Origin of the sequence: Arthrobacter sp. Rue61a (assembly GCF_000294695.2) — a bacterium.
Lineage (GTDB): Bacteria > Actinomycetota > Actinomycetes > Actinomycetales > Micrococcaceae > Arthrobacter > Arthrobacter aurescens_A.
Genome location: NC_018531.1, coordinates 3,280,392 through 3,304,873 on the forward strand (window position 1 = coordinate 3,280,392; position 24,482 = coordinate 3,304,873).

The 24,482-nt window shown below is 62.2% G+C and carries 30 protein-coding genes and 1 tRNA gene; 14 read left to right on the plus strand and 17 right to left on the minus strand.

The features are described from left to right. Positions 1-189: 189 nt before the first annotated feature. Positions 190-657, minus strand: a complete 468-nt coding sequence (locus ARUE_RS14875) for an NUDIX hydrolase (protein WP_014922319.1) — start codon at positions 655-657, stop codon at positions 190-192. Between the two features lie 30 nt (positions 658-687). Continuing rightward, the gene (locus ARUE_RS14880) at positions 688-2,484 is read right to left on the minus strand and encodes a glycoside hydrolase family 35 protein (protein ID WP_014922320.1); all 1,797 of its coding nucleotides are present in this window, start codon (positions 2,482-2,484) and stop codon (positions 688-690) included. Positions 2,485-2,534: 50 nt separating this feature from the next. Between ARUE_RS14880 and ARUE_RS14885 the strand changes: the two genes are divergently transcribed. After that, positions 2,535-3,566 carry a pirin family protein gene (locus tag ARUE_RS14885; RefSeq protein ID WP_014922321.1) on the plus strand — a complete coding sequence of 344 codons (1,032 nt, stop codon included), beginning with the start codon at positions 2,535-2,537 and terminating at the stop codon, positions 3,564-3,566. Positions 3,567-3,569: 3 nt separating this feature from the next. Here ARUE_RS14885 and ARUE_RS14890 read toward each other — a convergent pair whose 3' ends face one another. Next, on the minus strand, positions 3,570-4,505 hold the full coding sequence (locus tag ARUE_RS14890; protein ID WP_011775474.1) for an N-acetylglucosamine kinase: 936 nt from the start codon (positions 4,503-4,505) through the stop codon (positions 3,570-3,572). 41 nt (positions 4,506-4,546) lie between these two features. Between ARUE_RS14890 and ARUE_RS14895 the strand changes: the two genes are divergently transcribed. Continuing rightward, positions 4,547-5,578 (plus strand): nitronate monooxygenase, encoded by a 1,032-nt coding sequence (locus tag ARUE_RS14895; protein ID WP_043470480.1) that lies wholly within the window; start codon positions 4,547-4,549, stop codon positions 5,576-5,578. On the opposite strand, the gene ARUE_RS14900 is transcribed toward ARUE_RS14895, so the two are convergent. Beyond that, positions 5,553-6,527, minus strand: a complete 975-nt coding sequence (locus ARUE_RS14900) for a LysR family transcriptional regulator (protein WP_011775476.1) — start codon at positions 6,525-6,527, stop codon at positions 5,553-5,555. The genes ARUE_RS14895 and ARUE_RS14900 overlap by 26 nt on opposite strands. A gap of 100 nt (positions 6,528-6,627) precedes the next feature. Here ARUE_RS14900 and ARUE_RS14905 point away from each other — a divergent pair, with 100 nt between their 5' ends. The 3 genes from ARUE_RS14905 to ARUE_RS14915 are packed head-to-tail and all read left to right on the plus strand — an operon-like array spanning position 6,628 to position 9,091. After that, positions 6,628-7,857 (plus strand): MFS transporter, encoded by a 1,230-nt coding sequence (locus ARUE_RS14905; RefSeq protein WP_014922324.1) that lies wholly within the window; start codon positions 6,628-6,630, stop codon positions 7,855-7,857. 31 nt (positions 7,858-7,888) lie between these two features. Continuing rightward, positions 7,889-8,530: a TMEM175 family protein gene (locus tag ARUE_RS14910; protein WP_011775478.1), complete on the plus strand. Its 642-nt coding sequence runs from the start codon at positions 7,889-7,891 to the stop codon at positions 8,528-8,530. A gap of 54 nt (positions 8,531-8,584) precedes the next feature. After that, positions 8,585-9,091 carry an Lrp/AsnC family transcriptional regulator gene (locus ARUE_RS14915; RefSeq protein WP_011775479.1) on the plus strand — a complete coding sequence of 169 codons (507 nt, stop codon included), beginning with the start codon at positions 8,585-8,587 and terminating at the stop codon, positions 9,089-9,091. 18 nt (positions 9,092-9,109) lie between these two features. Here the strand turns inward: ARUE_RS14915 and ARUE_RS14920 are convergent, their stop codons facing one another. Continuing rightward, positions 9,110-10,345: an MFS transporter gene (locus tag ARUE_RS14920; protein WP_043471382.1), complete on the minus strand. Its 1,236-nt coding sequence runs from the start codon at positions 10,343-10,345 to the stop codon at positions 9,110-9,112. A 173-nt stretch (positions 10,346-10,518) separates the two neighbouring features. On the opposite strand from ARUE_RS14920, the gene ARUE_RS14925 reads away from it, so the two are divergent. From ARUE_RS14925 to zapE, 4 genes are read left to right on the plus strand one after another with little or no spacing between them, the layout of a single operon-like run. Next, positions 10,519-11,034, plus strand: coding sequence for an Lrp/AsnC family transcriptional regulator (locus tag ARUE_RS14925; RefSeq protein WP_014922326.1), 516 nt, complete (start codon positions 10,519-10,521; stop codon positions 11,032-11,034). A 19-nt stretch (positions 11,035-11,053) separates the two neighbouring features. Next, complete coding sequence (locus ARUE_RS14930) at positions 11,054-11,479, plus strand: DUF1761 domain-containing protein (RefSeq protein WP_014922327.1); 426 nt, start codon at positions 11,054-11,056, stop codon at positions 11,477-11,479. A 10-nt stretch (positions 11,480-11,489) separates the two neighbouring features. Beyond that, positions 11,490-12,485 carry a magnesium/cobalt transporter CorA gene (gene corA, locus ARUE_RS14935; RefSeq protein ID WP_011775483.1) on the plus strand — a complete coding sequence of 332 codons (996 nt, stop codon included), beginning with the start codon at positions 11,490-11,492 and terminating at the stop codon, positions 12,483-12,485. Beyond that, a complete protein-coding gene (zapE, locus tag ARUE_RS14940) occupies positions 12,482-13,627 on the plus strand; it encodes a cell division protein ZapE (RefSeq protein WP_286139761.1) in 1,146 nt (381 codons plus the stop codon). The genes corA and zapE overlap by 4 nt, the downstream gene beginning before the upstream one ends. A gap of 42 nt (positions 13,628-13,669) precedes the next feature. Here zapE and ARUE_RS14945 read toward each other — a convergent pair whose 3' ends face one another. Genes ARUE_RS14945 through ARUE_RS14970 form a run of 6 tightly spaced genes read right to left on the minus strand, consistent with a single transcriptional unit; the run spans position 13,670 to position 17,841 of the window. Beyond that, positions 13,670-14,200, minus strand: a complete 531-nt coding sequence (locus ARUE_RS14945; protein WP_011775485.1) for a ferritin — start codon at positions 14,198-14,200, stop codon at positions 13,670-13,672. A gap of 54 nt (positions 14,201-14,254) precedes the next feature. Next, positions 14,255-14,626 carry a fluoride efflux transporter CrcB gene (gene crcB, locus ARUE_RS14950; protein ID WP_014922329.1) on the minus strand — a complete coding sequence of 124 codons (372 nt, stop codon included), beginning with the start codon at positions 14,624-14,626 and terminating at the stop codon, positions 14,255-14,257. Continuing rightward, the gene (locus tag ARUE_RS14955; protein ID WP_162486166.1) at positions 14,623-15,063 is read right to left on the minus strand and encodes a fluoride efflux transporter FluC; all 441 of its coding nucleotides are present in this window, start codon (positions 15,061-15,063) and stop codon (positions 14,623-14,625) included. Before ARUE_RS14955 ends, crcB begins: the two co-directional genes overlap by 4 nt. After that, a complete protein-coding gene (locus ARUE_RS14960; RefSeq protein WP_014922331.1) occupies positions 15,050-15,571 on the minus strand; it encodes a universal stress protein in 522 nt (173 codons plus the stop codon). Before ARUE_RS14960 ends, ARUE_RS14955 begins: the two co-directional genes overlap by 14 nt. 24 nt (positions 15,572-15,595) lie before the next feature. Then, on the minus strand, positions 15,596-17,299 hold the full coding sequence (locus ARUE_RS14965; protein ID WP_014922332.1) for an ABC1 kinase family protein: 1,704 nt from the start codon (positions 17,297-17,299) through the stop codon (positions 15,596-15,598). Positions 17,300-17,304: 5 nt separating this feature from the next. Continuing rightward, the gene (locus tag ARUE_RS14970) at positions 17,305-17,841 is read right to left on the minus strand and encodes a helix-turn-helix transcriptional regulator (protein ID WP_011775490.1); all 537 of its coding nucleotides are present in this window, start codon (positions 17,839-17,841) and stop codon (positions 17,305-17,307) included. Between the two features lie 134 nt (positions 17,842-17,975). Between ARUE_RS14970 and ARUE_RS14975 the strand changes: the two genes are divergently transcribed. Beyond that, positions 17,976-18,323, plus strand: coding sequence for a PadR family transcriptional regulator (locus tag ARUE_RS14975; protein WP_014922334.1), 348 nt, complete (start codon positions 17,976-17,978; stop codon positions 18,321-18,323). Next, positions 18,320-18,847 carry a hypothetical protein gene (locus ARUE_RS14980; RefSeq protein WP_043470483.1) on the plus strand — a complete coding sequence of 176 codons (528 nt, stop codon included), beginning with the start codon at positions 18,320-18,322 and terminating at the stop codon, positions 18,845-18,847. Before ARUE_RS14975 ends, ARUE_RS14980 begins: the two co-directional genes overlap by 4 nt. Positions 18,848-18,881: 34 nt before the next feature. Here the strand turns inward: ARUE_RS14980 and arr are convergent, their stop codons facing one another. Both arr and ARUE_RS14990 read right to left on the minus strand, forming a co-directional pair. Further along, positions 18,882-19,292, minus strand: coding sequence for an NAD(+)--rifampin ADP-ribosyltransferase (gene arr, locus ARUE_RS14985; RefSeq protein ID WP_014922336.1), 411 nt, complete (start codon positions 19,290-19,292; stop codon positions 18,882-18,884). A gap of 45 nt (positions 19,293-19,337) precedes the next feature. Then, the gene (locus tag ARUE_RS14990) at positions 19,338-19,775 is read right to left on the minus strand and encodes a hypothetical protein (protein WP_014922337.1); all 438 of its coding nucleotides are present in this window, start codon (positions 19,773-19,775) and stop codon (positions 19,338-19,340) included. A 248-nt stretch (positions 19,776-20,023) separates the two neighbouring features. Between ARUE_RS14990 and ARUE_RS14995 the strand changes: the two genes are divergently transcribed. The 3 genes from ARUE_RS14995 (at position 20,024) to ARUE_RS15005 (ending at position 21,902) form a co-directional block, all read left to right on the plus strand. Further along, the gene (locus ARUE_RS14995; protein ID WP_014922338.1) at positions 20,024-20,632 is read left to right on the plus strand and encodes a TasA family protein; all 609 of its coding nucleotides are present in this window, start codon (positions 20,024-20,026) and stop codon (positions 20,630-20,632) included. A gap of 180 nt (positions 20,633-20,812) precedes the next feature. Continuing rightward, positions 20,813-21,505: a signal peptidase I gene (locus ARUE_RS15000; RefSeq protein WP_014922339.1), complete on the plus strand. Its 693-nt coding sequence runs from the start codon at positions 20,813-20,815 to the stop codon at positions 21,503-21,505. Continuing rightward, the gene (locus tag ARUE_RS15005) at positions 21,489-21,902 is read left to right on the plus strand and encodes an Hpt domain-containing protein (RefSeq protein WP_051024995.1); all 414 of its coding nucleotides are present in this window, start codon (positions 21,489-21,491) and stop codon (positions 21,900-21,902) included. Before ARUE_RS15000 ends, ARUE_RS15005 begins: the two co-directional genes overlap by 17 nt. 12 nt (positions 21,903-21,914) lie before the next feature. Here ARUE_RS15005 and ARUE_RS15010 read toward each other — a convergent pair. The 4 genes from ARUE_RS15010 to ARUE_RS15025 all read right to left on the minus strand — a co-directional run bounded on the left by ARUE_RS15010 (position 21,915) and on the right by ARUE_RS15025 (position 24,479). Beyond that, positions 21,915-21,987: transfer RNA gene (locus ARUE_RS15010), tRNA-Ala, on the minus strand. 37 nt (positions 21,988-22,024) lie between these two features. Next, on the minus strand, positions 22,025-22,825 hold the full coding sequence (locus ARUE_RS15015) for an SDR family oxidoreductase (RefSeq protein WP_014922341.1): 801 nt from the start codon (positions 22,823-22,825) through the stop codon (positions 22,025-22,027). Between the two features lie 6 nt (positions 22,826-22,831). Next, a complete protein-coding gene (locus tag ARUE_RS15020) occupies positions 22,832-23,722 on the minus strand; it encodes a hypothetical protein (protein ID WP_014922342.1) in 891 nt (296 codons plus the stop codon). 145 nt (positions 23,723-23,867) lie between these two features. Continuing rightward, the gene (locus ARUE_RS15025) at positions 23,868-24,479 is read right to left on the minus strand and encodes a GNAT family N-acetyltransferase (RefSeq protein ID WP_011775500.1); all 612 of its coding nucleotides are present in this window, start codon (positions 24,477-24,479) and stop codon (positions 23,868-23,870) included. Between the last annotated feature and the right edge of the window lie 3 nt (positions 24,480-24,482).

Genomic DNA, 24,482 nt, shown 5'->3' on the forward strand with positions numbered 1-24,482 from the left:
CTAGCTTCGGCAGGCTGATGCCGGGACAGGAATGGTGGGCTGATGACGGCGCGCCGCAACTGAGTGCGGGGCGCGCAAGATCGCGGCAATCATCAAATCCACCTCCTCGGCATCAAGACCGGCAGCTGGTGTGCCGGAAACGATTATCAGCGTATCCAACATCGCGCACTTTTGGCTAGGCCTTCCAGCTCAGCTTCCCTCTGCGGGGCGCAGCTTCCCGTCAGAGGGGCGCTCGATGTGCAGGCGCAGTGCCGTGTCCACCAGGGACACGCGGTTGAGCTTCCCAACGTCCTGCAGCGGAATCCAGGCGGCGTGGGTTGTACTGCCGTCCACCTCATGAGTGAGTTCGCCACCCACCACCGTGGCCTCGTACACCAGGCGAAGTGCTTGGAAGTCCTTCACGGAGCCGTCCGGCCGCGTCTCGCCCGGCCAGTGGCCAACGTCGATCCCCAGCATGCGTTCAATGCGCGCTTCGTAGCCGGTTTCCTCAAGGACTTCACGCCTGCAGCCGTCCACGGGGTGTTCGGCCAGGTCCAGGCCTCCACCTGGTAGCGTCCACCCTTCCTTGCCGTCCTGCTTCCAGTACGCCAGCAGGATCTTCTCATCTTGGACAATCACGGCGTAAGCGGCTGGGCGGGTATCGAACTCCAGGGTCATGCAGCCAGCATAATTCCTCGGGTCGGATCCTTACGGAAGTTCGGCCGCCTTGATCGGACCCGCTTCTTCGGGACCTAGGTCAGGCGCCTCGCGAAGTTCGACGACGGTCCCCGGCTTCCCGAGTTCCAGCACCTTGATGCTGTTGCGGCCGGCTTTGAGCAACGGAGCGGGTGCGTAGAGGGTAACCTGCGGGCCCTTCTCCCAGTACCTGCCCAAAAGGAAGCCGTTCAGCCAAACGAAGCCCTTCCCGGAATCGGGCAAGGCAATGAAGGTGTCGGCTGGTTCCCCCACCTCAAAGTCACTTCCAGCCAGTCCCTCCAGGTCTTCCGGACCCCACTCTGCGAGGTCAACAGGTGTCTGCGTCCAGTGGAAGGTGTAGCGCTGATTGACGAGGACGCCGCCCAGGATTCCCTTGCCGTGACCGGTCAGCGGGCCGTAATTGATGCGGCCGAGGTTTTCCACGAGGATTTCGAGCTTGGCAGCGATGCCGGTGCCCGTGACAGGCAGTCCTTCAGAGCCGTTGACGTCGTCCAGGACACCGGCAAAGGTGCCGTCCACCCAAACGTAGGCACGGTCATTGAGGCCGGTGATCTTCAACCGGCTCTCTGTGGGGGCATCGGGACGGCCCGGCAGTATGGCTTCGGAGGAGTAGAGGACCATGCCGCCGTCGAGTCCCAGTTGTTCGAAACTGAGCGGTTTGACGCTGCTGACCGGCTTGCCGGCGTCTCGGACGAGCTCCAGCAGCTCCGGTCCGGGGCTCAACGGCAGGGACTGCGCCGGGAGTACCGGCGCGTCTGCCAGCAAGTCAGCTGGAAGTTCGGGCAGGTCGTCAACGCCCTGTGCCCGGTAGAACTCCTTACGGAAGGCATGAAACTTGGGAGTCAGGGCGCCGTTCTCAGCGATGGGCGCATCAGAGTCATAGCTGGTGACCGTGGGCTGAAGCATGGTGCCATCGTGGTTACTGCCGGAGCGGAGGCCAAAGTTGGTTCCGCCGTGGGCCATGTAGGCACAGAGTGAACCGCCCAGATCCAGCATCTTGCGTGCTTCCAATGCGGCGTCTTCGGCATCCCGCCCGTGATGGTGTTCGCCCCAGTGGTCGAACCAGCCACCCCAAAACTCAACGTTGAAGAACGGCTCGCCGGGCCGGCGTCGCTGCCACGTAGCTACCGCTTCGTCGCCGCGGCTTCCCAACGTCGCTGTCGCCCATGTGCCTTCCACCGCGCCGCCGTCGAGGAAGTAGTCCGTGCCGCCGTCTGCTGTGAAAAGGAGTTCAGTGATACCGCGCTCCTCCAGCGCGCGCCGGTTCCAGCGAATGTACTCGTGGTCGTCGCCGTAGCTGCCGTATTCGTTCTCGATTTGTACCGCCACCACCGGACCACCCGCGGAGGTCTGCCGTGAGGCGACGATGGGAAGCAAGTGATCGAACCACTCCTCGATGGCAGCGGTGAACACCGGGTCCATGCACCGAAGGCCGATGCCGGGAATGCCTGTCAGCCATGAGGGGAAGCCGCCGTTGTCCCACTCGGCACAAATGTAGGGCCCGGGGCGGACGATGACGTCCAGCCCTTCCTCGGCTGCGAGGTCCATGAACCGGCCCAAGTCCTGCCAGCCGCTGAAGTCCGGAGCTTCGTCGCGCTTAGGCTGGTGGAAGTTCCAAGCAACGTACGTGTCCACCGTGTTGGCGCCCATCGCCTTGAGCCGACGCAGCCGGTCCTGCCACAGGTCCGGGTGCACACGGAAGTAGTGGATGGCTCCGGCGAGGATGCGATACGGTTCACCCGAACGGTAAAGGACGGCGTCGTGGTAGCTCAGCAGGGCGTTGTTCACGTGGAACAGATTAGCTCAATTTCCAACATTTATGCACAGGTGATGATCACATGACCAATCTAGATACTTCCCCCGCCCAGGAAGTATGCCCCGCGGCGCCGGAAGGTCAAGGTCCTTGCGTTCAGCTGTGGCCCGAGCGTGAGGTTCCTTTGGGCGGGGTGCGCGCCATGAACGTCATGAGGACGCTGCCCCAGCGTGGACTGCCCACCGTGGGTGCCTGGTGCTTCCTGGACAGCTTCGGCCCGGACCGGGTGGCCATGAGCGTACTCCCCCATCCGCATTGCGGACTGCAAACGGTCACCTGGCCCATGGAAGGCGCCGTGCGGCACCGCGACAGCGTGGGCAGCGATGTAGTGGTCCGCCCTGGCGAGTTGAACATCATGACTGCAGGCCACGGGATTTCCCACTCCGAGTTCTCCGTCCTCCCGGCAACCACCGATGCCGGGTCGAGTCCGTTGGTTGAGGAAATTCCCGTGTCCCGCGGACTCCAGTTGTGGGTAGCCCTACCGGAAGAGCACCGGCACCGTGCGCCGTCATTCGAACAAGTGAAAGACTTGCCGGTAGCGGTCGGTGAAGGTTTTACCGCCACCGTGATGGTGGGCGAGTTCGCGGGCCAGCGCTCCCCCGCCACGATGTTCAGCCCTATCGTTGGAGCCGACATCACGGGTACGGGGTCCCTTGAGCTTCCGCTGCGGCCGGACTTTGAGCACGCCGTACTGGTCCTGGATGGCCATGTAGTCATCGATGGCCAGGACATCGAAGCCGGTCCACTGGCCTACTTGGGCGCCGGAAGATCCAGCCTTTTGGTGGAAGCGCAGCCGGACACCCGCTTCATGCTCCTCGGCGGCGAACCGTTCGGAGAAGACTTGCTCATGTGGTGGAACTTCGTGGGCAGGACGCACGAGGAAGTGGAAAAGGCGCGCGAGGAGTGGGAAGCCGAAGGACTGCTCGACGACGACGCTGCCGCGACCTCGCGCTTCGGCTTCGTGCCAGGCCATGGTCCTGATGCGGGACCGGAGGCCGGCCGCATTCCCGCCCCGCCGCTGCCGGGAGTCAAGCTGCGCCCACGAACCCGAGGCTAAGTTCTAGAGTCGCTGTTCCGCTACAAGCCGGGGGACGCCGAACACGGGGTCCTGCTGAAGAATACGCACATCAGTGATGCCGCTTTCGGCCAACTTGGCTTTGAACGCTTCCTGCAGCCGCGGGACATTCATGCCGAGTCCACTGCCGAGTATCACCGGACCGTCGAGGCCAAGTTGGCGGACGGCCTGTTCGGCGAGGTCAGCCAGGTCACGACCCGCCTGGTCCACCAATGCCCGGCAGGTTTCGTCACCGGCGTCGGCGGCTTCCACCACCAACCGGGCCTGCTGTGCCCAATAGCGGCGGCCCGTATCCGGGGAGTGGAACAGTGCGATCAGCTTGCCGGGTTCGTCCACACCGACGGAGTCCAACAATGCCCGGCTGAGCCGATCAGGCTCCTTGCCTTGGTTCATCCGGCGCAGGCTGTGCCGGACAGCCTCGCGTCCCAGCCAGTAACCGCTACCCTCATCCCCCAGGAGGTAGCCCCAGCCACCGGCCCGGGCTTCCTCGCCGGCGTCGTTCTTGCCCCACGCGGCTGAGCCGGTGCCGGCAATTACTGCGACGCCTGTGTTCGCTCCCCCGGCTGCCAAAAGCAGGCGTGAATCGTGAACCACCGTAATGCGGGCACCGGGAGCATGGGGTGCGATGAGGTCGGCGAGCGCCTGTGCGTCTTCATCGGTGTCTATCCCACCGGAGCCTGCGTACACCTGGTCGATCTGACCGCCACCGATTTTGCCGAACAATTCAGCCAGGTTGGCTGCGGCTTGCTCCCGGCTGACGTTCTGGACGTTGGAACTGCCTGCATTCTCATCACGGACCGGCGTGCCGTTTTCGAACCGAACGCCGCGGGTTTTTGTGCCGCCGATGTCGAGGCCGATGACGGTACCGCTCACGGCTTCCGCGGAAGCTTGGGAATGCTGGACCGAGTCAAGATTGTTCACCGTGAAAGACTAGCTTGGAGCGTCCGGAGGAGAAACCGCACATGCCTGAATCCCTGTTTGGTACACCGTTTATTGCAGCTCCCATGGCCGGGGGAACGTCTACACCGGCGTTGGTGCAAGCAGTTCATGAGGGTGGCGGGCTGGGTTTCATCGCCGCCGGTTACAAGAGCCCCGAAGCCATGACTGCCGAAATCGCTGCCACGCGGGCACTCGACATTCCGTTTGGCATGAACGTGTTCGTACCGAACCCACGTCAGCTCCCGCCCAGCCCGGAGGCCCGGGCACATCTGGAGGCGTACCGGGCCGAACTTGAACCGGAGGCAGCCCGCTACGGCGTGACCCTGCCTCCCCTTCGGCTTGATGACGATGATGCGTGGCAGGACAAGATCGACGCCCTGCTGGCCGACCCGGTGGAGTTTGTAAGCTTCGCGTTTGGCCTCCCGGGAAAGCCTGTGGTCCGGGCCCTTCAAAAAGCCGGCAGCCAGGTCATCTCCAGTGTCACCAGTGTGGAGGAAGCTCTTGCTGCTGCTGAGGAAGGCCCTGATGCCATCGCAGTGCAACATAGCTCTGCGGGCGGACACACGGCAGCCTTTCTGCCTGGCGGACGGGAACCTTCAGCCCGTACGACGGCGGAACTGGTAACCCAGGTGCGTGCCGCCGTCGGACTTCCGCTGATAGCGGCGGGCGCCATCATGGATAGCGCCGCGCTGCGTGATGTGCTCGCGGCCGGCGCGGCGGCCGCGCAAGTGGGTACCGCCTTGGTTCGCACGGACGAGAGCGGTGCACGGAAGCCGCACAAGGACGCCCTGGGCGACCCTGCCTTCACGGACACGGCAATGACCCGGGCTTTCACAGGACGATGGGCTCGTTCGCTGGTTAACGAGTTCCTCCGCGATCATCGTGACGCTCCGGAGGGCTATCCCGCCATCCACCACCTGACGAGCCCCGTTCGGGCTGCGTCATCCGCGGCGGGAGATCCCCACCGCCTCAACCTGTGGGCAGGGACCGGCTGGCAGCAGGCCAGGGAGGGCTCGGCAAAGGACGTGGTCAGGGAGTTCCTGAACGGGCTCTGACAAGTTCGGCGAGCAGATTCCCGCCCTCATTGACCACGAGTTCCCTGAACAGTCTGACGGCGTCCGGCTCGAAGCTTCGCTCCCGCCAGGCGATGCCGATCTGCCGGAACGCCAGGTCCGATTCGATGGCCACTTCAACGAGGCCAAGTTCGGCCTCCGGAAGGAACTGGCCCGTCCCCGATCCGGGCCCCGCCGGCGGCAGGATGCTGAACCCCAACCCGGCGGAGACCAATCCGCGCGCGGACGTGGACTCTTGGACTTCAAAGGCGATCCGGGGCCGGAAGCCGGCTTCCCGCAAGAGCGCCTCACCCAGCGCCCGCAGGCCCACCCCCTCCGGAAGTGTGATGTAGGGGTCCTGCCGGAGTTCGGAGAGGTGAACGCTTGACCTGTGCGCCAGAGGATGGCGGTAGTGCAACACTGCGCGCAAGGGTTCGCGGTACAGCGGCAGGGCGTGAATACCCCGCCCCTCCGGCGCAATCGGTGCCGTCAAAGCGAAATCCATGCTGCCGTCGGCCAGTTGCTTCAGACAATCGTCGCGGGGACCCTGCCAGAGGTCGAACACCGCGTGCGGGTGGCGGCCGCGAAAGGCGCTGATGAGCAGAGGGAGGGTCGCTTCACCGAAAGTGTGTTGAAACGAAACCCCAATGCGACCCCGGACAACGTCCGACTCATGCCGCACCCTGTCCAGCCCGGCTTGGAAATCCTCCAGCGCTGCCTCGATGTAGGGCAATAGAGTCCGGGCTGCAGGCGTAAGCCGGATCCCCCGGCCGTCGCGGATCAGCAAGTCCATCCCGACGATGGCACTGGCCCGGGCCACTGCCCGGCTCACGGTCGACTGTGGAATGCCGAGGATCTCAGCGGTTTCAGTCATGTGTTCCGTTCGGCCGAGCTCAGCAAGGACGGGCAGCAGGGGAAGAAGCTGTACGAGTTGCTGGTGGTCGGGTTCCATGAGGCTCCATTGTTCGCAGGAAGTATTCATGCACTGAGGCATCAATCCTAGATGACCTATGCATTGGAACGCAGGGTCAGCTCCGTCCTAGTCTGGCTCGGTGAGCAAAGCTACCTCCATGGCCAGCACCGATTCCTGGGATGGACACGTCAAAGGATCCCGCGGCTACAGCCGCGTCCTGGCCGCTCTGGCGCTTGCCGGCGTCGCGACCTTCGCTCAGCTGTATTCCACGCAGGCCGTGCTTCCGCTCATGGCCGCCGACCTCCGGATCACGGCAGCTGAAGCTGCCCTGAGCATCTCCCTGGCCACTGTGGGCCTGGCTGTCACCGTACTTCCATGGTCCTTTGTGGCCGACAGGATAGGCCGGGTCCGTGCCATGGCCATCGGCATAGCCGCCGCAACGCTTCTAGGCCTGCTGGTTCCACTTGCGCCAACCGTGCCCGTGCTGCTGGGGCTCCGAGCCTTGGAAGGCATGGCCCTGGGCGGCATTCCCGCGATCGCTATCGCCTACCTCAATGAGGAAGTCACCAAGATTCACACTGCCCTCGCAGCCGGCACCTACGTTGCCGGAACCACACTGGGCGGTTTGGCCGGGCGGTTGGTGGCCGGCCCCGTTGGAGAACTCTGGGGATGGCGTGCCGCAGCCTTCGCTGTCTCCCTGCTGGCCACCGTATCCGCTGTCTTGTTCCTGGTCCTTGTTCCCAAGCAGCGGCGTTTCAGTCCGGCACCGGCCATAGGTTTTCGCGGGGCCCTCCGAACTTTGGGCGGGCACTCCAGCAACCCCAAGCTGTTGTCGCTGTATTTGCAGGCATTCCTGCTCATGGGTGGCTTCGTTGCCGTTTACAACTACCTCGGCTTCCGGCTGCATGCCGAACCATTTGGCCTACCCGCCACGGTTGTCAGCCTGATCTTCCTGGCGTACTTGTCCGGAACCGTCAGCTCACGGTGGGCGGCCGGGCTGACCGCCAAGTTTGGCCGGCGGAACGTCCTGCTGGCTGGTATCGCCGTCATGTCGGCAGGTTTGGCCATGACGTTGGTGGAGAACCTGACAGCCACCTTGGCCGGGCTGGTGATCTTTACGGGTGGCTTCTTCGCCGCCCATAGCGTCGGCTCCGGGTGGACCGGTGCCATTGCAACCACAGGCCGCGCTCAAGCAGCATCCCTGTACAACCTGTCCTACTATCTGGGTTCCAGCGTTATCGGTTGGGCAGGCGGCCTGGCCTTTCAGGCATTTGGCTGGCCGGCTTTGGCGTTGAGTGTCATTGCGCTGTCCATCACGACGGCGGCAGTCACTTTGATTGTTCACCGCCCACCGCGCCACTCCCGCTGATTCAAGGCGGTCTGCCCCTACAATCGGAGGCATGACACAGGTCACGAAAAACCGGGAGCTGTCGTCACCGGAGCGTTTGCAGGCGTTTACGGATGCCGTGGTGGCGATTGCATTGACGTTGTTGATCTTGCCGCTCATGGAGAGCGTGGGTGAACTGGCGGACCATGACGGCACTACGGCTGAGTGGTTGGCGGAGGAACAATACGCCCTTCTCGGTTTTGCCCTGAGCTTCATCCTCATCGCAGTTTTTTGGGTGCACCACCATAAGCTCTTTCGCAGCGTTAAACAGGTGGACGCGGGTTTGTTGTGGTTGACCGTGGCATGGATGTTCACCATTGTGGTGATGCCCGTTGCGACGTCACTATCCACCCAGATGGAGTCTGATTGGGCACAGCCACTGGTCTATATAGGAACCTTGTTCGCCACCAGCCTGATGCTTCTTCTGGCCCGCATCTACCTCCGGTCCCACCCTGACCTCCACGACATGGCTGACGACGACGCCGTGATGGGCATTCGAGCAAGTTGGATCGTGTCCGGGCTCTTCCTTGCAGCACTCGTTCTGGCCGTTGTCATTCCCGGCGCCGGAAACTGGCCCCTGCTGTTGATGCTGCTCAGTGAGCCGCTCCAGCGGTTGGACCGGCGGCGAGGTCGTCGCTCACCCGCGAAGCGATAGTCACCTGAAGATTTCACGGATTAGGATGGACGAAAGGCAATTTCAGGAGGATCCGTGAGCAACCCCACGAAGAATGTTCGGTCAAGCACGGGCAGCGCAGAGCCGCTGGATGCGATCGATGAACGAATCCTCGCAGCATTGGTGGACGACGCACGGATCTCCAACAAGCAGTTGGCTGAACTCGTGGGAATCGCGCCGTCCACGGCCCTGATGCGCACCAGGGCGCTCTCTGAACGCGGAATCATCGAGGGCTTCGAAGCTGTGTTGAGCCTGCCGGCCATCGGCCGCTCTGTTCAGGCTCTCATCGCTGTTCGGCTGCGTGCCCATGACCGTGACCAAATTGACCGCTTCACTGCGCGGGTCCCCAAGCTCCCGGCGGTCATCTCCACTTTTCACACCACCGGCTCAGTGGACTACCTTCTCCACATTGCCGTCGCCAACACCGACGACCTCCGTAACTGGCTCCTGGACAACCTCGCCACGGACCCCGTGGTCGGCCACACGGAAACCACTATGGTGTTCCAGCACATCCCCGGCAACCGGGGACCGTTGCCCGAGTAAGAGCCGGGGCATCGGGTTTCAGTCCCGCAAGGCCTTCCGAAGAGACACAGCCGCGAGCGCCAGGGCTGCCGCGCCACACAAAGCCGTGAAACCCACGACGGCGGTCTGCAGGCCTAGCGCCGAGACTGCCAGTCCCAGCCCAATCACCGGAACAGCGCTCCCCAGGTACGTGATGACGTACACGGTGCTGATGACTTGTGCATGGCGGGCAGCTTCCACCTTCCCGGCCACCTCGTTGAAGACCTGCCTGAAGGCAATTCCTTGGCCCACTCCCGCTGTGATGCTGGCAGCTACCAGCAGCCAAGGGCTTGACCACGCCGCCGCAGCTCCCACCAAAACCACCGAGGCGCCCAGCACGGCAAGTGCCACGGGGACGACGAACTTTCCGCGTGCACCCAGCAACTGACTCAAGGCCGAGGCACCCAAAGTGACACCGGCAAGCAGACCGATCAGGGGCCGTGAATCGGCGTGGACCACGCTGGCGAAGTATCCGGGTGCCAGGGAAAGGCAGAAACCGAACACCGCGAAACTCAGGAATCCGGTGGCCGCTGCCATCCAGAATGCTCCGCGTGCGTCTTGCGAGATGGACGGCTTCCGCGGGGCAAGGACCTTGAGGGGCTTGGGCCCTTCCGCGGGCGCGATGGCGGGCCTGGCTTTCAGCAACCACAACGGAATGAGCGCTGCTATCAATACCGCCGAGTGGATGTAGTACGGAGTTCGTGTGGGGTCGGGCAAGAGCGACAAGACGCCACCGATTGCGGGACCTGCAGCAACGCCCCCGGCAGAGGAAAGCAGAGTAAAGCGGGAAGCCCAGTCGGGCCGCTGTGGCAGCAGTTCGCGCAAGGCCGCCGAACTGGCTCCGGTTGCGAGTCCTACGGCCACGCCCTGCAGCGCCCGGCCCAGGGACAACGTGACAAGCGAGTCCGCATTCGCGAAAATCACGCCACCCACCAAACCAACCAGCACGGCCAGCACCAGCGCTGCCCTCCGCCCAATGTGGTCCGACCAATGACCCGCCACCATGAGAACCCCCACCAGCGCGAGTACATAGCTCGAGAAGGCAACCGTCACTCCCAGCGAAGACATGCCGAGCCTGGCTTGCAGCAAGGGATACAAAGGCGTGGCGATGTTGGCGCCAACCAGCAGCGTAAAGATCACAACCCCGGCCAAGACCAGCCTGGCGGTGGTGGAGGCATCCCATCCCCAGCGCTCGGCTGTGGCCGGGCGCATGCGGAGTTCGCTCAAGACAGTCATTTCCATGCCTTCGGACTCGGTGGCCGGGCTGTTGGTTTCCTTGTGGGAAGCGCAGCCCGGCTAAGTATTGATGGCAATAGAATGCAGTAACTCTGATCTCAGAGAACCTTAAGGATGCGAAGATTGAGCAAAACACGCAAAGTAACACGATCCAAGTGAGCTGGAGTGACCATTTGAACACCCTTGACCCCATGGACTTGAAGATCCTCTTGGAACTCATCAAAGATCCCCGCATCCAGATCGCCGAGTTGAGCGACGAACTGGGCATCGCACGCAACACGGCCCAAAGCAGGGTCAAGCGCCTTCTCCGTTCCGGCGTGCTGCAAGCCGCCGGCCGGGAGGTAGATCTCGAAAAGGTGGGGTACGACGTCGTCGCCTTTGTGACCATTGAAGTCACCCACCGGGAACTCGACGGCGTCATCGGCGCCTTGCGCCTGATCCCCCAGGTGTTGGAGGTTCATGAAATCTCCGGCCGCGGCGATCTGTGGTGCCGGGTGGTAGCAACGGACACTCACAACCTGCAGTCAGCGTTGCGCTCGGTGCTCCGCACCAAGGGAGTCATCAGGACCGAAACAGTGCTTGCCCTGCACACCCATATCCCGTACCGCACGGAGCCACTCATCGGGAGGATGGCGGCAACACCAACACGGCCCCGGCAGGAGGGGCGGAGCACCGGCTCGGAGGCTTGAACGGACTAGGATTTTAGGCATGGATTGGCTCTCACACATTTCCCAGATCAACTGGCTCGCCGTACTTCTGGCCTTTGTTGCAAGCATGGTGATCGGCTTCGTCTGGTACATGCCGGCCGTACTCGGTCGCAGGTGGATGCAGGCAATCGGCAAGACCGAAGAGGACCTCAAGAACATCGAAGGCGGCGCAAGCATTTGGCTTCCCATGATGGTGGCAGCAGCACTGACCAGCATTCTCCTCGCTGTCCTCATCAGCGCGTTGGACCTCAATACCTTCCTGGCCGGCGGTTTCTTCGCGCTGATCCTGGCCGTGATATTCCGTGCCGGCGGCCATGTGATTCACAACGGCTTCGCCGGGCGCCCATCAGCGGTAACCGTGATCGATTCCGGCCACGACATCGTGGCAATGACCATCGCGGGCGCCATCATCGGAGCCATGCAGTAGCGTTCAACCAGTGACCATTATCGACAACGCCGTATATGTAGACGGCGTCCGCACTGCCACCCCGCATAACCTCGAACAGACGTTTGAGATGCTCGCGGAACACGGCGGCATGGCCTGGATCGGGCTGTATCGTCCCACCAAGGAGGAGATGGCCGCCGTGGCCCAAGAGTTCGGGCTCCACGAACTCGCCGTGGAAGACGCCGTCTCGGCGCACCAGCGACCCAAACTTGAACGCTACGACCACAACCTGTTCACGGTACTGCGGCCGGCCCGCTACCTGGACGAAACCGAAACTGTGGAGTTCGGCGAACTGCACGTCTTCACCGGACCAAACTTCGTTGTGACCATCCGGCACGCCGAAACCGGCGGAGTTGCCCGTGTGCGCAAGCGGCTTGAGGAGCGCCCGGACCTTCTCCGCCACGGCCCGGAAGCAGTGCTCTACGCCCTCCTGGACCAAGTGGTGGACGACTATGCTCCAGTAGTTGCAGGCCTCGAAAACGACATCGACGAAATTGAAGACCAACTCTTCAGCGGCGACAGCGCCGTTTCACGCCGTATCTATGAGCTCGCCCGCGAAGTCATCCAGTTCCAGCGTGCCATTCATCCCCTGCCGGACATGATGGTGTTGCTGGAGAAGGGCTTCGAAAAGTACGGCGTCGACATCGAGCTGCAGCGCTCGCTCCGGGACGTCGAGGACCACGTCCAACGCGTGATCTCCAGGGCCAACTCATTCCGGGATCTCCTTCAGAACGCCCTCACCCTCGATGGCACACTGACTGCCAACCGTCAGAACGAGGCCAGCGCCGCCCAAAACGAGCAGGTCAAGAAGATCTCTTCCTGGGCTGCCATCCTCTTCGCTCCATCCTTCGTGGCGGGCGTCTACGGAATGAACTTCGACCATATGCCTGAGCTGCACTGGGAGTTCGGCTATCCCTTGGCTGTTGGCCTCATGTTCGGCGCCGCCTTGCTCATGTATGTCATCTTCAAACGCAAAGGTTGGCTGTGACGCCCACCTTTAAGCCCGCCTCGCGCATCTCGCGGAACCCTGCGAGGACTTTGATTGAGGGCATGGCGCACGACGCCGTGCGGTCGGGTTTTGAGCTTGAACCCAGTCAGCGGCAAGCAGCCGAGCGGTTGGCGGCCTTTGGTGCGCAGGTTACCGGCCGCCGTCGGGCGCTTCCGCGGAAGTCACCACGAAGCCTCTACCTCCACGGACCTGTGGGCCGCGGTAAAACGTGGCTGATGGACAGTTTCTACGGACGGCTGGATGCGCGGAAACGGCGGGTCCACTTCCACGATTTCTTCCGCAAGCTCCACAGCGGCACACATGGCCCGGAGGCCGGTAACGGAACAGCGATCCAGCAGTCAGTGGACGCGCTGCTGGACGGTGTGGAGGTGCTGTTTTTTGACGAGTTCCACGTGCACGACATCGGTGATGGCATGTTCATTTCCCGTCTGCTGCGGACCGCCGCGCAGCGTCGTGTCCTCCTGGTGGTTACGTCCAACTACGCCCCGGATGATTTGCTGCCCAATCCCCTGTGGCATGACCATTTCCTGCCCACCATCGAGGCCATCAAGGAGATGATGGACCTCGTGGAGATCAATGGCGCCTCGGATTTTCGTCGCTATCCGGTGAGTGATACCGGCCCGGGTCATGGTGCTTTCCGGTCGGGACGCATCGTCTCCCCCGGTACACCGCGGCAGCTGGGACGTCTCGGCCTCTTCCGGCCCCCGCCCTCACAAAGCCGGGTGTTGAATCCCACCACCCAACCAATCGTGGTCAAGAACTCGGACCCGGAGCTCCTGTGGGTCGGTTTTGAGGAGCTGTGCAGCGGGCTGACCTCGACGGCGGACTTTCTGGCGTTGGCCGAAACGCACAAAACGTGGGTCATTGACGACGTCCCCGTCCCAGCGGAAGGTGATGCTGCATCCGCGCCGGCCTGGCAGCGGTTCAGCAACGTGGTGGATGTGCTCTACGACCAGGACATCACCTTGTTCCTGATAGGAGAAGGACCACTCGACTGGGACATTGACGCAAGCGACAGCGTCCTGCCGGTGGATCTGGCACGCATCGCCAGCCGTTTATCCCTGCTAGGCCGCTCCGATGCGGACACAAGCATGGAAAGCGAAGAGGCCGCCGGAAGCTAAGCATTCAGCGGCCTCTTGTAGTGAAGTGCCGGAGGCGGGCAGTTAGATGACGCCGCCCGCGGCGGATGGGGCGCCTGCGTCGTGTCCGCCGTCGCCTACGGTTTCGCGGGCAACGTAGTTCTCAATGTCGAAAAGGTTCTCTGCCCGTTCGGTGATGTTCAGCAGCGTAGTCATGGAAGCGACTTCCTCAACCTGCTCCTTCAGGAACCACAGCATGAACTGCTCACCCAAGGCATCGCCCTCTGCGCGGGCAACGCGGAACATTTCCTCGATGTTCCGGGTAACTTCTTTTTCCTGCTCCAAAGCGAGCGCGATGGGTTCCTTGGCATTGGCGAAGTTGTTGCGGACCGGATTGATGCCCGGAATCTCCACGTGCACGTTCCGGTCCAGCATGTACTGGACCATCATCATGGCGTGGTTGCGCTCTTCGAGTGACTGGCGATAGAAGTGACGGGCCAGCTGCGGCAAATCTTCGCCATCAAAATACACAGCCACGGCGATGTATTGCTGGGAGGCCGCAAACTCATTGGCGACCTGGGCGGACAACAGCTCATTGAAAGTCTTCTTAGCCATGGCTCGATCCTACAGCCGGCCCATGACACTTTTGGTGGTGAGGTTGGCCACTGCTCACGGCAGCAGAAGGCTGATCCCCACACCGGCCACAGCGGAAAGAACGCTTGCTGCCATGGATCCCAATCCATTGATGAGCGCCAGGCCAGTCCTTCCACTTTGAATCAGCCGGATGGTCTCCAGGCTCGCCGTACTGAACGTGGTGTATCCGCCCAGGAAGCCTGTGCCCAGGATCAAGAACAGGGATTCGGCCGCTTGGCCGCGCATCACCAGTCCGGCGAGGAACCCAAGCGCCAACGAACCTGTGACATTGATCAGGATAGTTCCCCACGGGAGGGCAGTCTTGAGGCGTTGCCTGACAAAACCGTCCACCATGAACCTGACCGCTGCGCCGACTCCGCCCGCGAGTGCAAGGAGTATGACGGTCACGACTTGCCCGTTGCGCGGCGATGATGCCACGCCCCCAACCATATGCCCGCGGTAGTGGCCGCGGCTCCGCCGAGCAAGCTCGCTGCCAGGTAGCCGGCAGCTCCAAGTGCTTCATCCGCCGTGAAAAGGTGGACTGCGTCCAGAGCCAGGGTGCTGTACGTCGTGTAAGCGCCCAGGAACCCCGTACCCAAGGCGAGCCGCAGAACCCGGCGACTGCCGACGTCGAGCCCTCTGCGGGAGAGTCCCTCCAGTAAGGCGCCCAGCGCCAGCGCGCCGGAGAGATTGATGGCCAAGGTAGGAAGCGGCCAGGCATTCGGCGCTGGTATCACCAGTCCAAGGCCGTACCGGGCGAGCGCTCCAAACACCCCGCCGGCCGCCACTATGCCGATGAAACCCCAGTGAAGATGGATCGGTTTCTTTGCCTCAGTCGTCGTCATCGTCGTCCGGGACCCGAGGGTTCACGGGGACAACGAGCACAGGCACCTCTTGGCGATGGAACAGGTGCCGGGCCACGGAACCCGACGTCAGCTCTTTGAGCGCGGCCGTCAGCTTATGCTCCCGTGTTCCCACCACGATCATGGAGGCACCAATTTCCGCGGCCAGACGTGCCAAGGCGCGTGCGGGCTCGCCCGCAAGCGGCACGATGGACCAACCTATGTCCTGGCCAGCCAGTTGCTCGGCAATGGTGCCCGTCAGTGAATCCGGTATCCCTTGTGCTCCGGCAACGCCATCCGGATCAATCGGGGCTGCCTGCCCGCCAGTTGTCCCATCGACGGGGTACACCGTGACATCCGAATATGCGCAGACCAGCGGCAAGCGCGCGCGGGCGGCCACGTGTGCTGCCTGCTCGACGACCACAGGCTGTTGCCCGGGCATCACGCCTACCAGGATGGGGCCGGACATGCTGCCGGAGGCCTCGGGACGTGGTGCGGGGATCTCAGTCACAGGGCAATTCTACGTCGCCTCTTGTCAGCGGCTCCGGCGCCCGGACCACAAGCCGTAGAGCAACGGAACCACTGACGCGATCATCAATACATTTCCGAGCACGGTGTCGTCGGTGCGGACCACGGAGCCGGCAATCAGCATCGCTCCGAAGATCACAGCACCCACGGCTCGCCGCGCTATGCGAATGAGCCGCGCAATCTGTCGCTCCAAGCGCCGGTTGTCTACCTGAAGTGACCCTTCCTCGAGTCGGGTGACCAGCCCGTCCAGCCGTTTCGGCAGGCGCAAGGCGACCGCGGCGGCGTCGAACGCCTGGGATGCCACATCATTGATGAGATTACCGCGCTCGTCGCGCAGCAACTGTGCTGCATAAGGTTCCACCGAGTCCCACAGGTTGAATCGGGCGTCCAGTGAGCTGCACACCCCCGACGTCAGCGACATGGCGCGGATGATGAGCAGGAAATTCTCCGGCAACTGAAACGGAAGCGACCTGATCACGCTGCCGAACTCTGCCCCAAAGTCACGGAACTCCCGCGGGTCCACATCGCGAAGTTCGGCAAAGCCCATGCCCCCAAAGCGAGCGAAGAGTTGCGTCATGGCCCGCTCCAACTCAGCGGTGTCAGCCGAAGGCATGAGGACGCCAACATCGCTGATAGCGGCTACGAGACCTTTTCCATCCCTCGAAGCAGCCGCAATCAGTAGCTTCCGCAGTCCCCTTCTGGTCTTCGCAGGGACCTCACCCATCATTCCAAAGTCAATGAACGTCAGTTTCCATGGACGTTCGGATGAGCCGGCATGAGGTGTGACAAAGATATTGCCGGGATGCGGATCGGCATGGAAGAAGCCGTTGGTGAACAACTGGTCAAACATCACCGAAGCGAAGACAGGGGCAACCGACGCCGGGTCAATCCCGGCCATCCGAAGCGACTCCGCATCTGTAATCTTGATGGCTGTGACATCTTCCAGCGTGAGCACCCGGCGCGTGGTCCGTTCCCAGACCACCCCCGGCACCGTCACCCTGGCGTCATCGACAAAGTCAGCAGCAAAGCGCTCCGAATTTGCTGCCTCGTTCAGGTAGTCGATCTCCTCCAGGCTGGTCTGCGCAAACTCCTTGATCAGAGCGGGCACATCTGCGCGGTGCGAAACGATGCGAATACGGCTCAGCCAGCCTCCCACGCGTCGCAGGGCGGCCAGATCGACGTCCACGATGGTATCGATGCCCGGCCTTTGCACCTTGAAAACCACGCTGCTGAGGCCCGTGTCCTCCGCGTTGCCGGGGAGGAGTTTCGCTCGGTGGGCCTGCCCGAGGGATGCTGCTGCGATGGGCGTTTCCTCGACCGACGCGAACACAGCTTCCAAGGGAGCCCCCAACTCCGCCTCGGCGAGAGCGCGTATGGCAGGGAACGGAACCGGCGGCACTTCGTCCTGAAGGCCCTCCAGTTCGGCAGTAATCTCCGGCGGGAGCACATCCAACCGGGACGACATGAACTGGCCCACTTTGATCATCAGGCCACCAAGCTCCACGGCGAGCCCGTGGAAACGCTGCGCGAAGCGTCGCATCCTCGCGGGTCGATTGCGTTCGGTAAGCCTGCGCAAACCCAGCCGAGGCAGAAACAGCTCAAACCACCACGTCTGGGCCAACTGCCACGCCGCAAATCGTAGGATTCGACGGTAACGGGCTCGGGCTTCCCCTGCCAGGGGATCCGTCCGGTCGCGTTGTACCGACGTCACCCCTTTCAGTCCTGGGCGAGGATCGAGTACAGCCGGCGGCGGGCGTCTTCCAACACTGTCACAGCCTCCTGCACCTGCTTAGGCGTTCCCGTGCGCCCCACCTGGGCCGCGGCCTGGGCAAGCTCCACCCCGGCCTTCGGCAGCGCAGCGAAACCGTGGGTGCCGGCTCCGGACTCCCATGGCGCTGCCGTTTCGGCACTTGCAACATCCTCTCGGCCCGCTTCCGTCAGGGAGTAGATTTTGCGGCCATTGGATTCCTCCGTGCTGACAAAACCCTCATCTGCCAGCAGCTGAAGGGTGGGATAGACAGAGCCTGCGCTTGGCTTCCAACTTCCACCGCTCCGCTCCTCAATTTCACGGATGATCTGATAGCCGTGCATGGGGCGCTCAGCGAGGAGGGCCAGAATTGCTGTCCTCAGCTCGCCCCGGCCGGCCCGGGTGCCGGAGCGCTTCTCGAACCGTGACCTAAACTCCTCTACGGCCTGCCACATGCCGTCAAGGTTGTTTCCCATAAATCCGTTTGCGGGGAATGAATTATGCATCAGGCTCACCTCGGTATGTCGCGAACGATACTGAACGATAGTTAACGATATACAGGCTCGAGCCAGGAAACAATGGACTCTCGACTCGCGGGTGGCGGCTAGTCAAGGGCAGCTATTAATGTTTCACTAATAGTATGTCCAGAATTCAAGCACAGCAGGATGCGCAGATGGTGCGTTCGGTCCTGCCACTACTTACGCTCACCTTGATCGCCGAGGAGGAATCCTATGGGTATCAACTGGTCGAGCGGCTTGCCGACCTGGGCCTGGATGTCACAACCGGTTTGGTCTATCCAGTCCTCAGCAGGCTTCAGCGCGACGGCTTGGTCAGCACCAGGATGGTCGCATCAACCAACGGTCCGCCACGGAAGTACTTTGCCCTGACAGGCAACGGAAAAGCATCACAAGCATCCGCCCGGAAGCAGTGGCAGCTCGTAGCGTCTGCCGTCCAGAAAGCCACAGAAAAGGATTCCCCCACGACATGAAAAACTTGGTATCTGCCGCATCGCCCCGCAGGTCACTCCGCGACCGGATACAAACCGATATGTACCTCACCCGCCTCGACTGGCACCTTGAAGCAGTCTTAACAGGCAAGGATCGCCGGGCAACGGTCAAGGAATTGCGGCAGGCAATAGCCGGTGACCCCCGGGATACACCATCAAGCCTTCGAGATCTGGGTTCGCCCAAAACGCTCGCCCGGCAATACGCCGTCGACGATGACCGCCGGCCGTTGTGGTCCATCGGCATCATCACCGCCGGGTTGGCCCTGCTTGTCTATTCCGCCCTGTTCTTGGCTTTCACCTTCGGCATGGTTGCCGCCGTCGATGCGAATACGCCCATGGAAGCCCATGCCACATTCTTTTTCGTCGACGTCACCGCTTTCTCCTCACCCGATTCTGTAGGCATGGGATGGACAAGCAGCTGGGCTTGGCTCATCGTCCCCGCCATCATCGGCGTCGTCGCGCTTCTCCTCGGTGCACGATCCTGGCGGATTTTCAATCGTCGATGATTCTGATGAGTTCAAAGAACCGGAATCAGACCCGTTAGTTGATGATTTCGCCGCGTTCGTCCGCAACGATTGCCGCTAGGCGCTCCCGCCACTCTTGAAGCGCCTCAGGAGTCAAACGAGTCCAGTCGGACACTTCACCAATGACCTTCAGCGGGGCGCTACTGCGAAATGACCGGGTAGGGTTGCCCGGGAATTTCTTGTCGGTCACGTTAGGGTCGTCCTCGAATGAGCCGGTGGGCTCAACCGCGTAGACACGCGGTTCCCCGTCACCGGCCGCAAGCTCGGCAGCCAATCCCGCACCGTCCCGAAGAGCGGTGAAGTAGATATGGTTCATCACGACCTCGGGACGGTAGTTCGACCTGAAGCCTGGCCTCAGCAGTTCGCCGTCCCGAAGATCAGCTTTAGTGCCGTGAAAGAACGGGCCCTCATCCAGTGGTTGACTCACGGCTAGCCTACTTCCAGGACAGCGGGTATTGGCGGGGGCATCCTTTCAGATCCGGGTGATTTTCCAGGCCCTGACGTAGAGCCACATCGCCACTGTTGCAGCCGTTACCAGGAAAGGCAGCCGCAGAAAGAACATACCGGCTCCTGTACTGACGCCGACGATCGCGATCCACCAACTGAGTGCTGCTGTGAAGCTCATGAGGATCAGCACGGACTTGCTCTGCGCTCTCAGAGCAGTCCTGCCGTTCGGAGCCGGCATGCCGAGGTGGCGGGCCGGCGTACGTCTGCGCCGTTTGGCCACGACAACAACAACTCCGAGGGATACCAGCGCCGGGACTGTCAAGAAAATAACACCAGCGGGACTGTTGACGATTCCGAGGAGTGCGATGCACCAACTGAGTGCGGCTGTGAATACCGTAAGGATGAGGACGCTTGAGCGCAGCGAATTCCGCCGTGGTGTCAGTGGTTCACTATGACTGCTCACGGCCGCTCCCCCGGGCTAAATCCTCGACTCCCTGAGTCTTCCATGAGAGCACATTCCACAGGTTTTTAGGAGAGTTCAGAACAGGATTCTGCCGGTGCGGGAGTCTTGAGGGTTTCCTGAGGAACTGTTGACCGAACACAGGATTGGTTCTTGATCCGGGCCCGGCACAGTAGTTCTTGTCAGCCAGAGAGGCTGAAAAAGAACGGCCGGCCGGACCCGCGGTGGCCTCCCGAAAGGACCATACTCAGATGGCCATCAGCCTCAAGACCACCTCAGGCAAGATCCTCGCTTCCGTCGCACTGGTCGGCACCGCAGCCGCCGTCGCCGGCATGGGCACCTACGGCGCGTTCACCTCCTCCACCTCCGCCTCCCAGGCCGTCACCGCAGGCACCGTCACCATCGCCCTGGGCGCACCCGGCCCCGCGAACACCCTCAACGTCCCCGTCACGGGCCTGCTGCCCGGCGACAAGGTCGAAAAGCTCGTCACCCTGGCCAACACCGGCAACTCGGACCTGAACAACGTCACCCTCACCACCTCCGCCGGCGCCACCGCATCCCTGCTCACCACGGACGCCACCAACGGCCTGCAGCTGACCATCGAAAACTGCTCCGTAGCATGGACCGGCGCCGCTGCACCCTACAACTGCACCGGAACCAAAACCACCGTCCTGGCCTCCGGCCCGGTCATCGCAGCGAACAAGGCCCTGAACAACCTGACCTCCCTGGCCTCGGCCAAAACCGACAACCTCAAAGTCACCACCGCGTTCCCCACCACTGCGAACAACGACTTCCAAGGCGCCGCATCCACCATCGCCTTCGCCTTCACCGGCACCCAACGCACCGAAACCACCAAATAGGCACTGCCGCAGAAACAGAAGGAGCCCTGGAGCTCCTCCAAGGCCCCGGGGGCCGGCCTGTTTGCCCTTCAGGCCGGTCCTCGGTCCATTTCCTGAGCAAGTCTTGAGACCCTACCGCAGCTTCCCTTGAGCCGAACCGCACAAACTAAAAGCACAACGAAATTGAAAGGAACGCCAGGCATGAGCGCACTGAGCACCATCTCAACTCCCGCAGTCCATGGCCGGCGTTCCGCCGGGAAGGTTACTGCCGCCGTCGTGATCCCTACGGAAGCTGCGGCCGCAACAACAGCCAACGGCAAACCAGGTGCATTCCGTCGGGTCGCCGGCAAGGTAGCCAGGGGAATTGGTGCGGGCATGCTGGTCCTGGGCGCAATGGTGTTCCTGTTCCTGGCGATCGGACCACGGATCCTGGGCTACCAAACCTCAACCATGCTCACCGGCTCCATGGCGCCGCTGATCAACCCCGGCGACGTCGTCGTGACCGTCCCCGCCCCCGTCACGGACATCAAGGTGGGCGACATCATCACCTACCACATCCCCGTCGAAGACCAGCGGGTGGAAACCCACCGCATCACCGAAATCACCACCACCGCCGACGGCGGAGTAGCAGTCCAAACCAAAGGCGACGCCAACAACGGCATCGACCCCTGGATCGCCACCCTCCAAGGCAAAACCGTGGACAAACAAATCGCCACCATCCCCTACGTCGGCAACGCCATCCGCACCCTCCGCGAACCCATCGTCATGAACACCCTCATGTACGGCGCACCCACCATCCTGGTCATCGGAATGCTCGCCTCCATCTGGACCAAAGACCCCAGCAAGTCAGCGCCGGAAAGCACGTTAGGGGCCAGGGATGAAGCCACCGCGTAAGCTCGCCCCCAGCGAATGGGACTTGAGCAGAATCCAGTCCCTCGCCGACGAGCTAGGAAACCCGCAACCTGCACTGCGGTTCTTGGCGAAGTACCTTTCGATGCTCCCGCAACGGGTGGAACGGATCGTGCACGCACTGGACGATCGAGACGCGGCAGAGACCACAACGGCGCTTCTCAGCCTGAAGATCAGCTCCGCCATGGTCGGCGCCCTGGAAACAGAGCACCAATGCCGTGCCATCGAATCAATGATCCGGGAAGACCACTTCGACGACGCCACCCAAGCGCTCCCTGCCCTGCAACAGACAACCGACCGGTGTTTGGCATCACGGTCCAACCTCATCCGCGCAGCGCATGTTTCGCTCAGCCGACATGGTGGATACTTCCGCGGATTCTAGGGCCTAAAAGTGTGGAGCTAAGGGGATTCGAACCCCTGACCTCTTCGATGCGAACGAAGCGCTCTACCAACTGAGCTATAGCCCCTGAACCGAGCCTCAACTGCCCGACCAGTGTCCCTAGGCTACAAACTTTCCCTGCGCTTTTCCAACCACGACACGAACGTCTCCTTGCCGTACGGCGGCTCTGAAGTTAGGTTGTGGCCGGCGCGAAGGAAATCACCCATCGGCCCGGGCAAGGGCAGCTCAACGATCATGCCCCGCTCGCCCGTTACCATCTTCCAGGACTCCGCCATCTGCCGCATGGTGAGGGCTTCCGGACCCGCTATTGTCACCACGCGATGCTGCTCGGCGTGCCCATCACCCGCGGCTGCCTCAAGTAACGCCGCTGCAACATCTACAGGCGAGATCGACTGAAACCTGGCCCCGTTGAAAGTGGGGACCAGCCGCACCTTTGCACCGGCCGCGAAGATCATCGCCACCAGGCTATGGAACTGCGTCGCCCGGACCACCACGGTTTGCAATGACGACTCGTCGTATTTCCGTTCCTTGCCAGCTTTGGAGGCGTAGTAGGCAGAGGAGCTCAGGTCACAGTTGATGATGGACAGCGCCACAGCCTTACGAACACCAGCGAGATGGGCTGCAGCAAGGAGCCTGGCGCCACCACCAGCGAATTGCTTCCGGGCTTTACCGAGCTGCCCCTCAAGGCAATCAATGACGACGTCGGCACCCGCCACCGCGGCAGCCAAACCGTCTCCCGTGGTGACGTCGCCCGCAAAGTAAGTGACGCCGTCGTTATGCTTCGCGGAGCCGACAGGCGGCACATGACGGCTAAGGACCGAAACCGGGTGCCCTGCAGCTAAGGCAAGCCGGACAACCTCACGGCCTACCTGGCCCGTGCCACCTGCTACGCATAGCGCAGTCATGGGTTGTTAGGCGCGGCGACGCTGGAGGACATCGTCCAAGTTGCTCAGGGCACTGTGGCCCTTTGCGGATGCCACCACAGCAGTTGAAGTCTCCGCCTGGTCAACGTTTTGCTTCAAGACAGGTTTGCCCACCGGCTTTGGTGCCTCGGGCAGATCCAGGGGCTCAGGAGCTGGACGGGGCGCTTTGGCTGCAGCGACGTACGTGGGTTTCGGGACCTCGACGGGTTGCCAACTGGCACCCTTCGAATCCTTGGCAGCTTCAGCGGATTTGTCTCCCGCGGCAACGGCAACGGCCAGCGCTGCTTGCCGTAGTTCCACCGCGGACAAGCGAGCAGCCTCACGGCTGGTGGCTTCGGCGTCGAAAACCGTAGTTTCCTTCGATTCCACGGCAGGTTCCTTCGGCAAGTACCGCGCAGGAGTCGGGATGGGCGAGGCTTGCGCAGCACGACGCGCCCGCCGTTCACGAAGATCCCTCAGGGCAAGCTTCCGCAAAGTCACGACGGCGAGTACCGCACCAATGATGGACACCAGCGGCAACCAGACTGAACCGATCCCAAGAATTCTGAGAACGCCGGAAACCGCTGCAGTGATCAACAACGCAAGGCCTGCCAATGCCAGCGTGACCCGGGCGTAACGGATAGTAAAGGGAGTCGTTGGCGCATTCGCCAAGGAAGGCTCGGCCGCACGGGATTCCTGGGGCGACGCCGGTGCTTTACTGTGCATGGTCTCCATCGGTTTCTCCTGCTGAGGTGCCAAAGTCAGTACCACCCCTGCCTGCGTTTCGTCTGGTTCGTCATCAAATGCCTCTGCTGGAACAGCGGCCGTTTGGACTTGTTGCCGCCTGTTCCGCAAAACGTAGGGCGCCACCCAGACCATCCACAGCGCGACAGTGACCACTAGTATCACCGAGCTGCTGAGAGGGAAGTCCACATTCAAAACCGTAGAAGCAAATCGCCGGGTGCAGCGGCATTGCGGCCGGTGTGTCGTCGGCGAGTCCGCAAATGACTGGAGATACGTGCAAAACGGCCGATGACCTGCCGGTTTATCCTCGGAGCCACCTGCGCAGGAGTCCCTCTGGAACTTCATCGGCGGTCAGTGCAAAGGAGCGGTGATCAGCCCATTCGCCGTTGATGTGCAAGTAGCGCTCCCGGTAGCCTTCGTCGCGGAATCCAAGCTTCTCCACCACCCTCAAACTCGGTGAGTTCTCCGGACGGATGTTGATTTCCATTCGGTGCAATCCCAGCACCCTGAAGCAATGGTCCGTTGCCATCGCAACCGCAGTTGGAGCAATGCCGTGCCCGGCGCGGTCCTTGTCGACCCAATAACCCAGGGTGGCCATCATGGCCGATCCCCAGACGATGGAGGACACCGTAAGTTGCCCGACGATCCTTGGTTCCCGAAAGCCCTCGGTCCGCTCAACAATGAGAAAGGGCAGTGCGGATGACTGACGGGCCTGTTCATTCAGGGAACCCACCATTTGGCGGTAGCTGGGGAGGCGCCCACCCGGAGCCGGGTTGGACGCCTCCCACGGCGCAAGCCATTCACTGTTCCGCGAACGGACCTCGGACCACTCCCGCTTGTCGCGGTAACGGATAGGCCGAAGCAGCAGGTCTCCGCTTTCCAGCGTCACCGGCCAGATCGCAGAGCCGTACATCGT

Coding starts and splice junctions, on each gene's coding strand:
- ARUE_RS14975 (WP_014922334.1), top strand. CDS start 17,976: ATGTCCAGAATTCAAGCACAGCAGGATGCGCAGATGGTGCGTTCGGTC.
- ARUE_RS14900 (WP_011775476.1), bottom strand. CDS start 6,527: ATGGAACCCGACCACCAGCAACTCGTACAGCTTCTTCCCCTGCTGCCC.
- ARUE_RS14895 (WP_043470480.1), top strand. CDS start 4,547: ATGCCTGAATCCCTGTTTGGTACACCGTTTATTGCAGCTCCCATGGCC.
- ARUE_RS14920 (WP_043471382.1), bottom strand. CDS start 10,345: ATGACTGTCTTGAGCGAACTCCGCATGCGCCCGGCCACAGCCGAGCGC.
- ARUE_RS14875 (WP_014922319.1), bottom strand. CDS start 657: ATGACCCTGGAGTTCGATACCCGCCCAGCCGCTTACGCCGTGATTGTC.
- ARUE_RS14885 (WP_014922321.1), top strand. CDS start 2,535: ATGACCAATCTAGATACTTCCCCCGCCCAGGAAGTATGCCCCGCGGCG.
- ARUE_RS14995 (WP_014922338.1), top strand. CDS start 20,024: ATGGCCATCAGCCTCAAGACCACCTCAGGCAAGATCCTCGCTTCCGTC.
- ARUE_RS14970 (WP_011775490.1), bottom strand. CDS start 17,841: ATGCATAATTCATTCCCCGCAAACGGATTTATGGGAAACAACCTTGAC.
- ARUE_RS14910 (WP_011775478.1), top strand. CDS start 7,889: ATGACACAGGTCACGAAAAACCGGGAGCTGTCGTCACCGGAGCGTTTG.
- ARUE_RS14980 (WP_043470483.1), top strand. CDS start 18,320: ATGAAAAACTTGGTATCTGCCGCATCGCCCCGCAGGTCACTCCGCGAC.
- ARUE_RS14930 (WP_014922327.1), top strand. CDS start 11,054: ATGGATTGGCTCTCACACATTTCCCAGATCAACTGGCTCGCCGTACTT.
- ARUE_RS14955 (WP_162486166.1), bottom strand. CDS start 15,063: ATGACGACGACTGAGGCAAAGAAACCGATCCATCTTCACTGGGGTTTC.
- ARUE_RS15025 (WP_011775500.1), bottom strand. CDS start 24,479: ATGTACGGCTCTGCGATCTGGCCGGTGACGCTGGAAAGCGGAGACCTG.
- ARUE_RS15015 (WP_014922341.1), bottom strand. CDS start 22,825: ATGACTGCGCTATGCGTAGCAGGTGGCACGGGCCAGGTAGGCCGTGAG.
- ARUE_RS14945 (WP_011775485.1), bottom strand. CDS start 14,200: ATGGCTAAGAAGACTTTCAATGAGCTGTTGTCCGCCCAGGTCGCCAAT.
- ARUE_RS15000 (WP_014922339.1), top strand. CDS start 20,813: ATGAGCGCACTGAGCACCATCTCAACTCCCGCAGTCCATGGCCGGCGT.
- ARUE_RS15005 (WP_051024995.1), top strand. CDS start 21,489: ATGAAGCCACCGCGTAAGCTCGCCCCCAGCGAATGGGACTTGAGCAGA.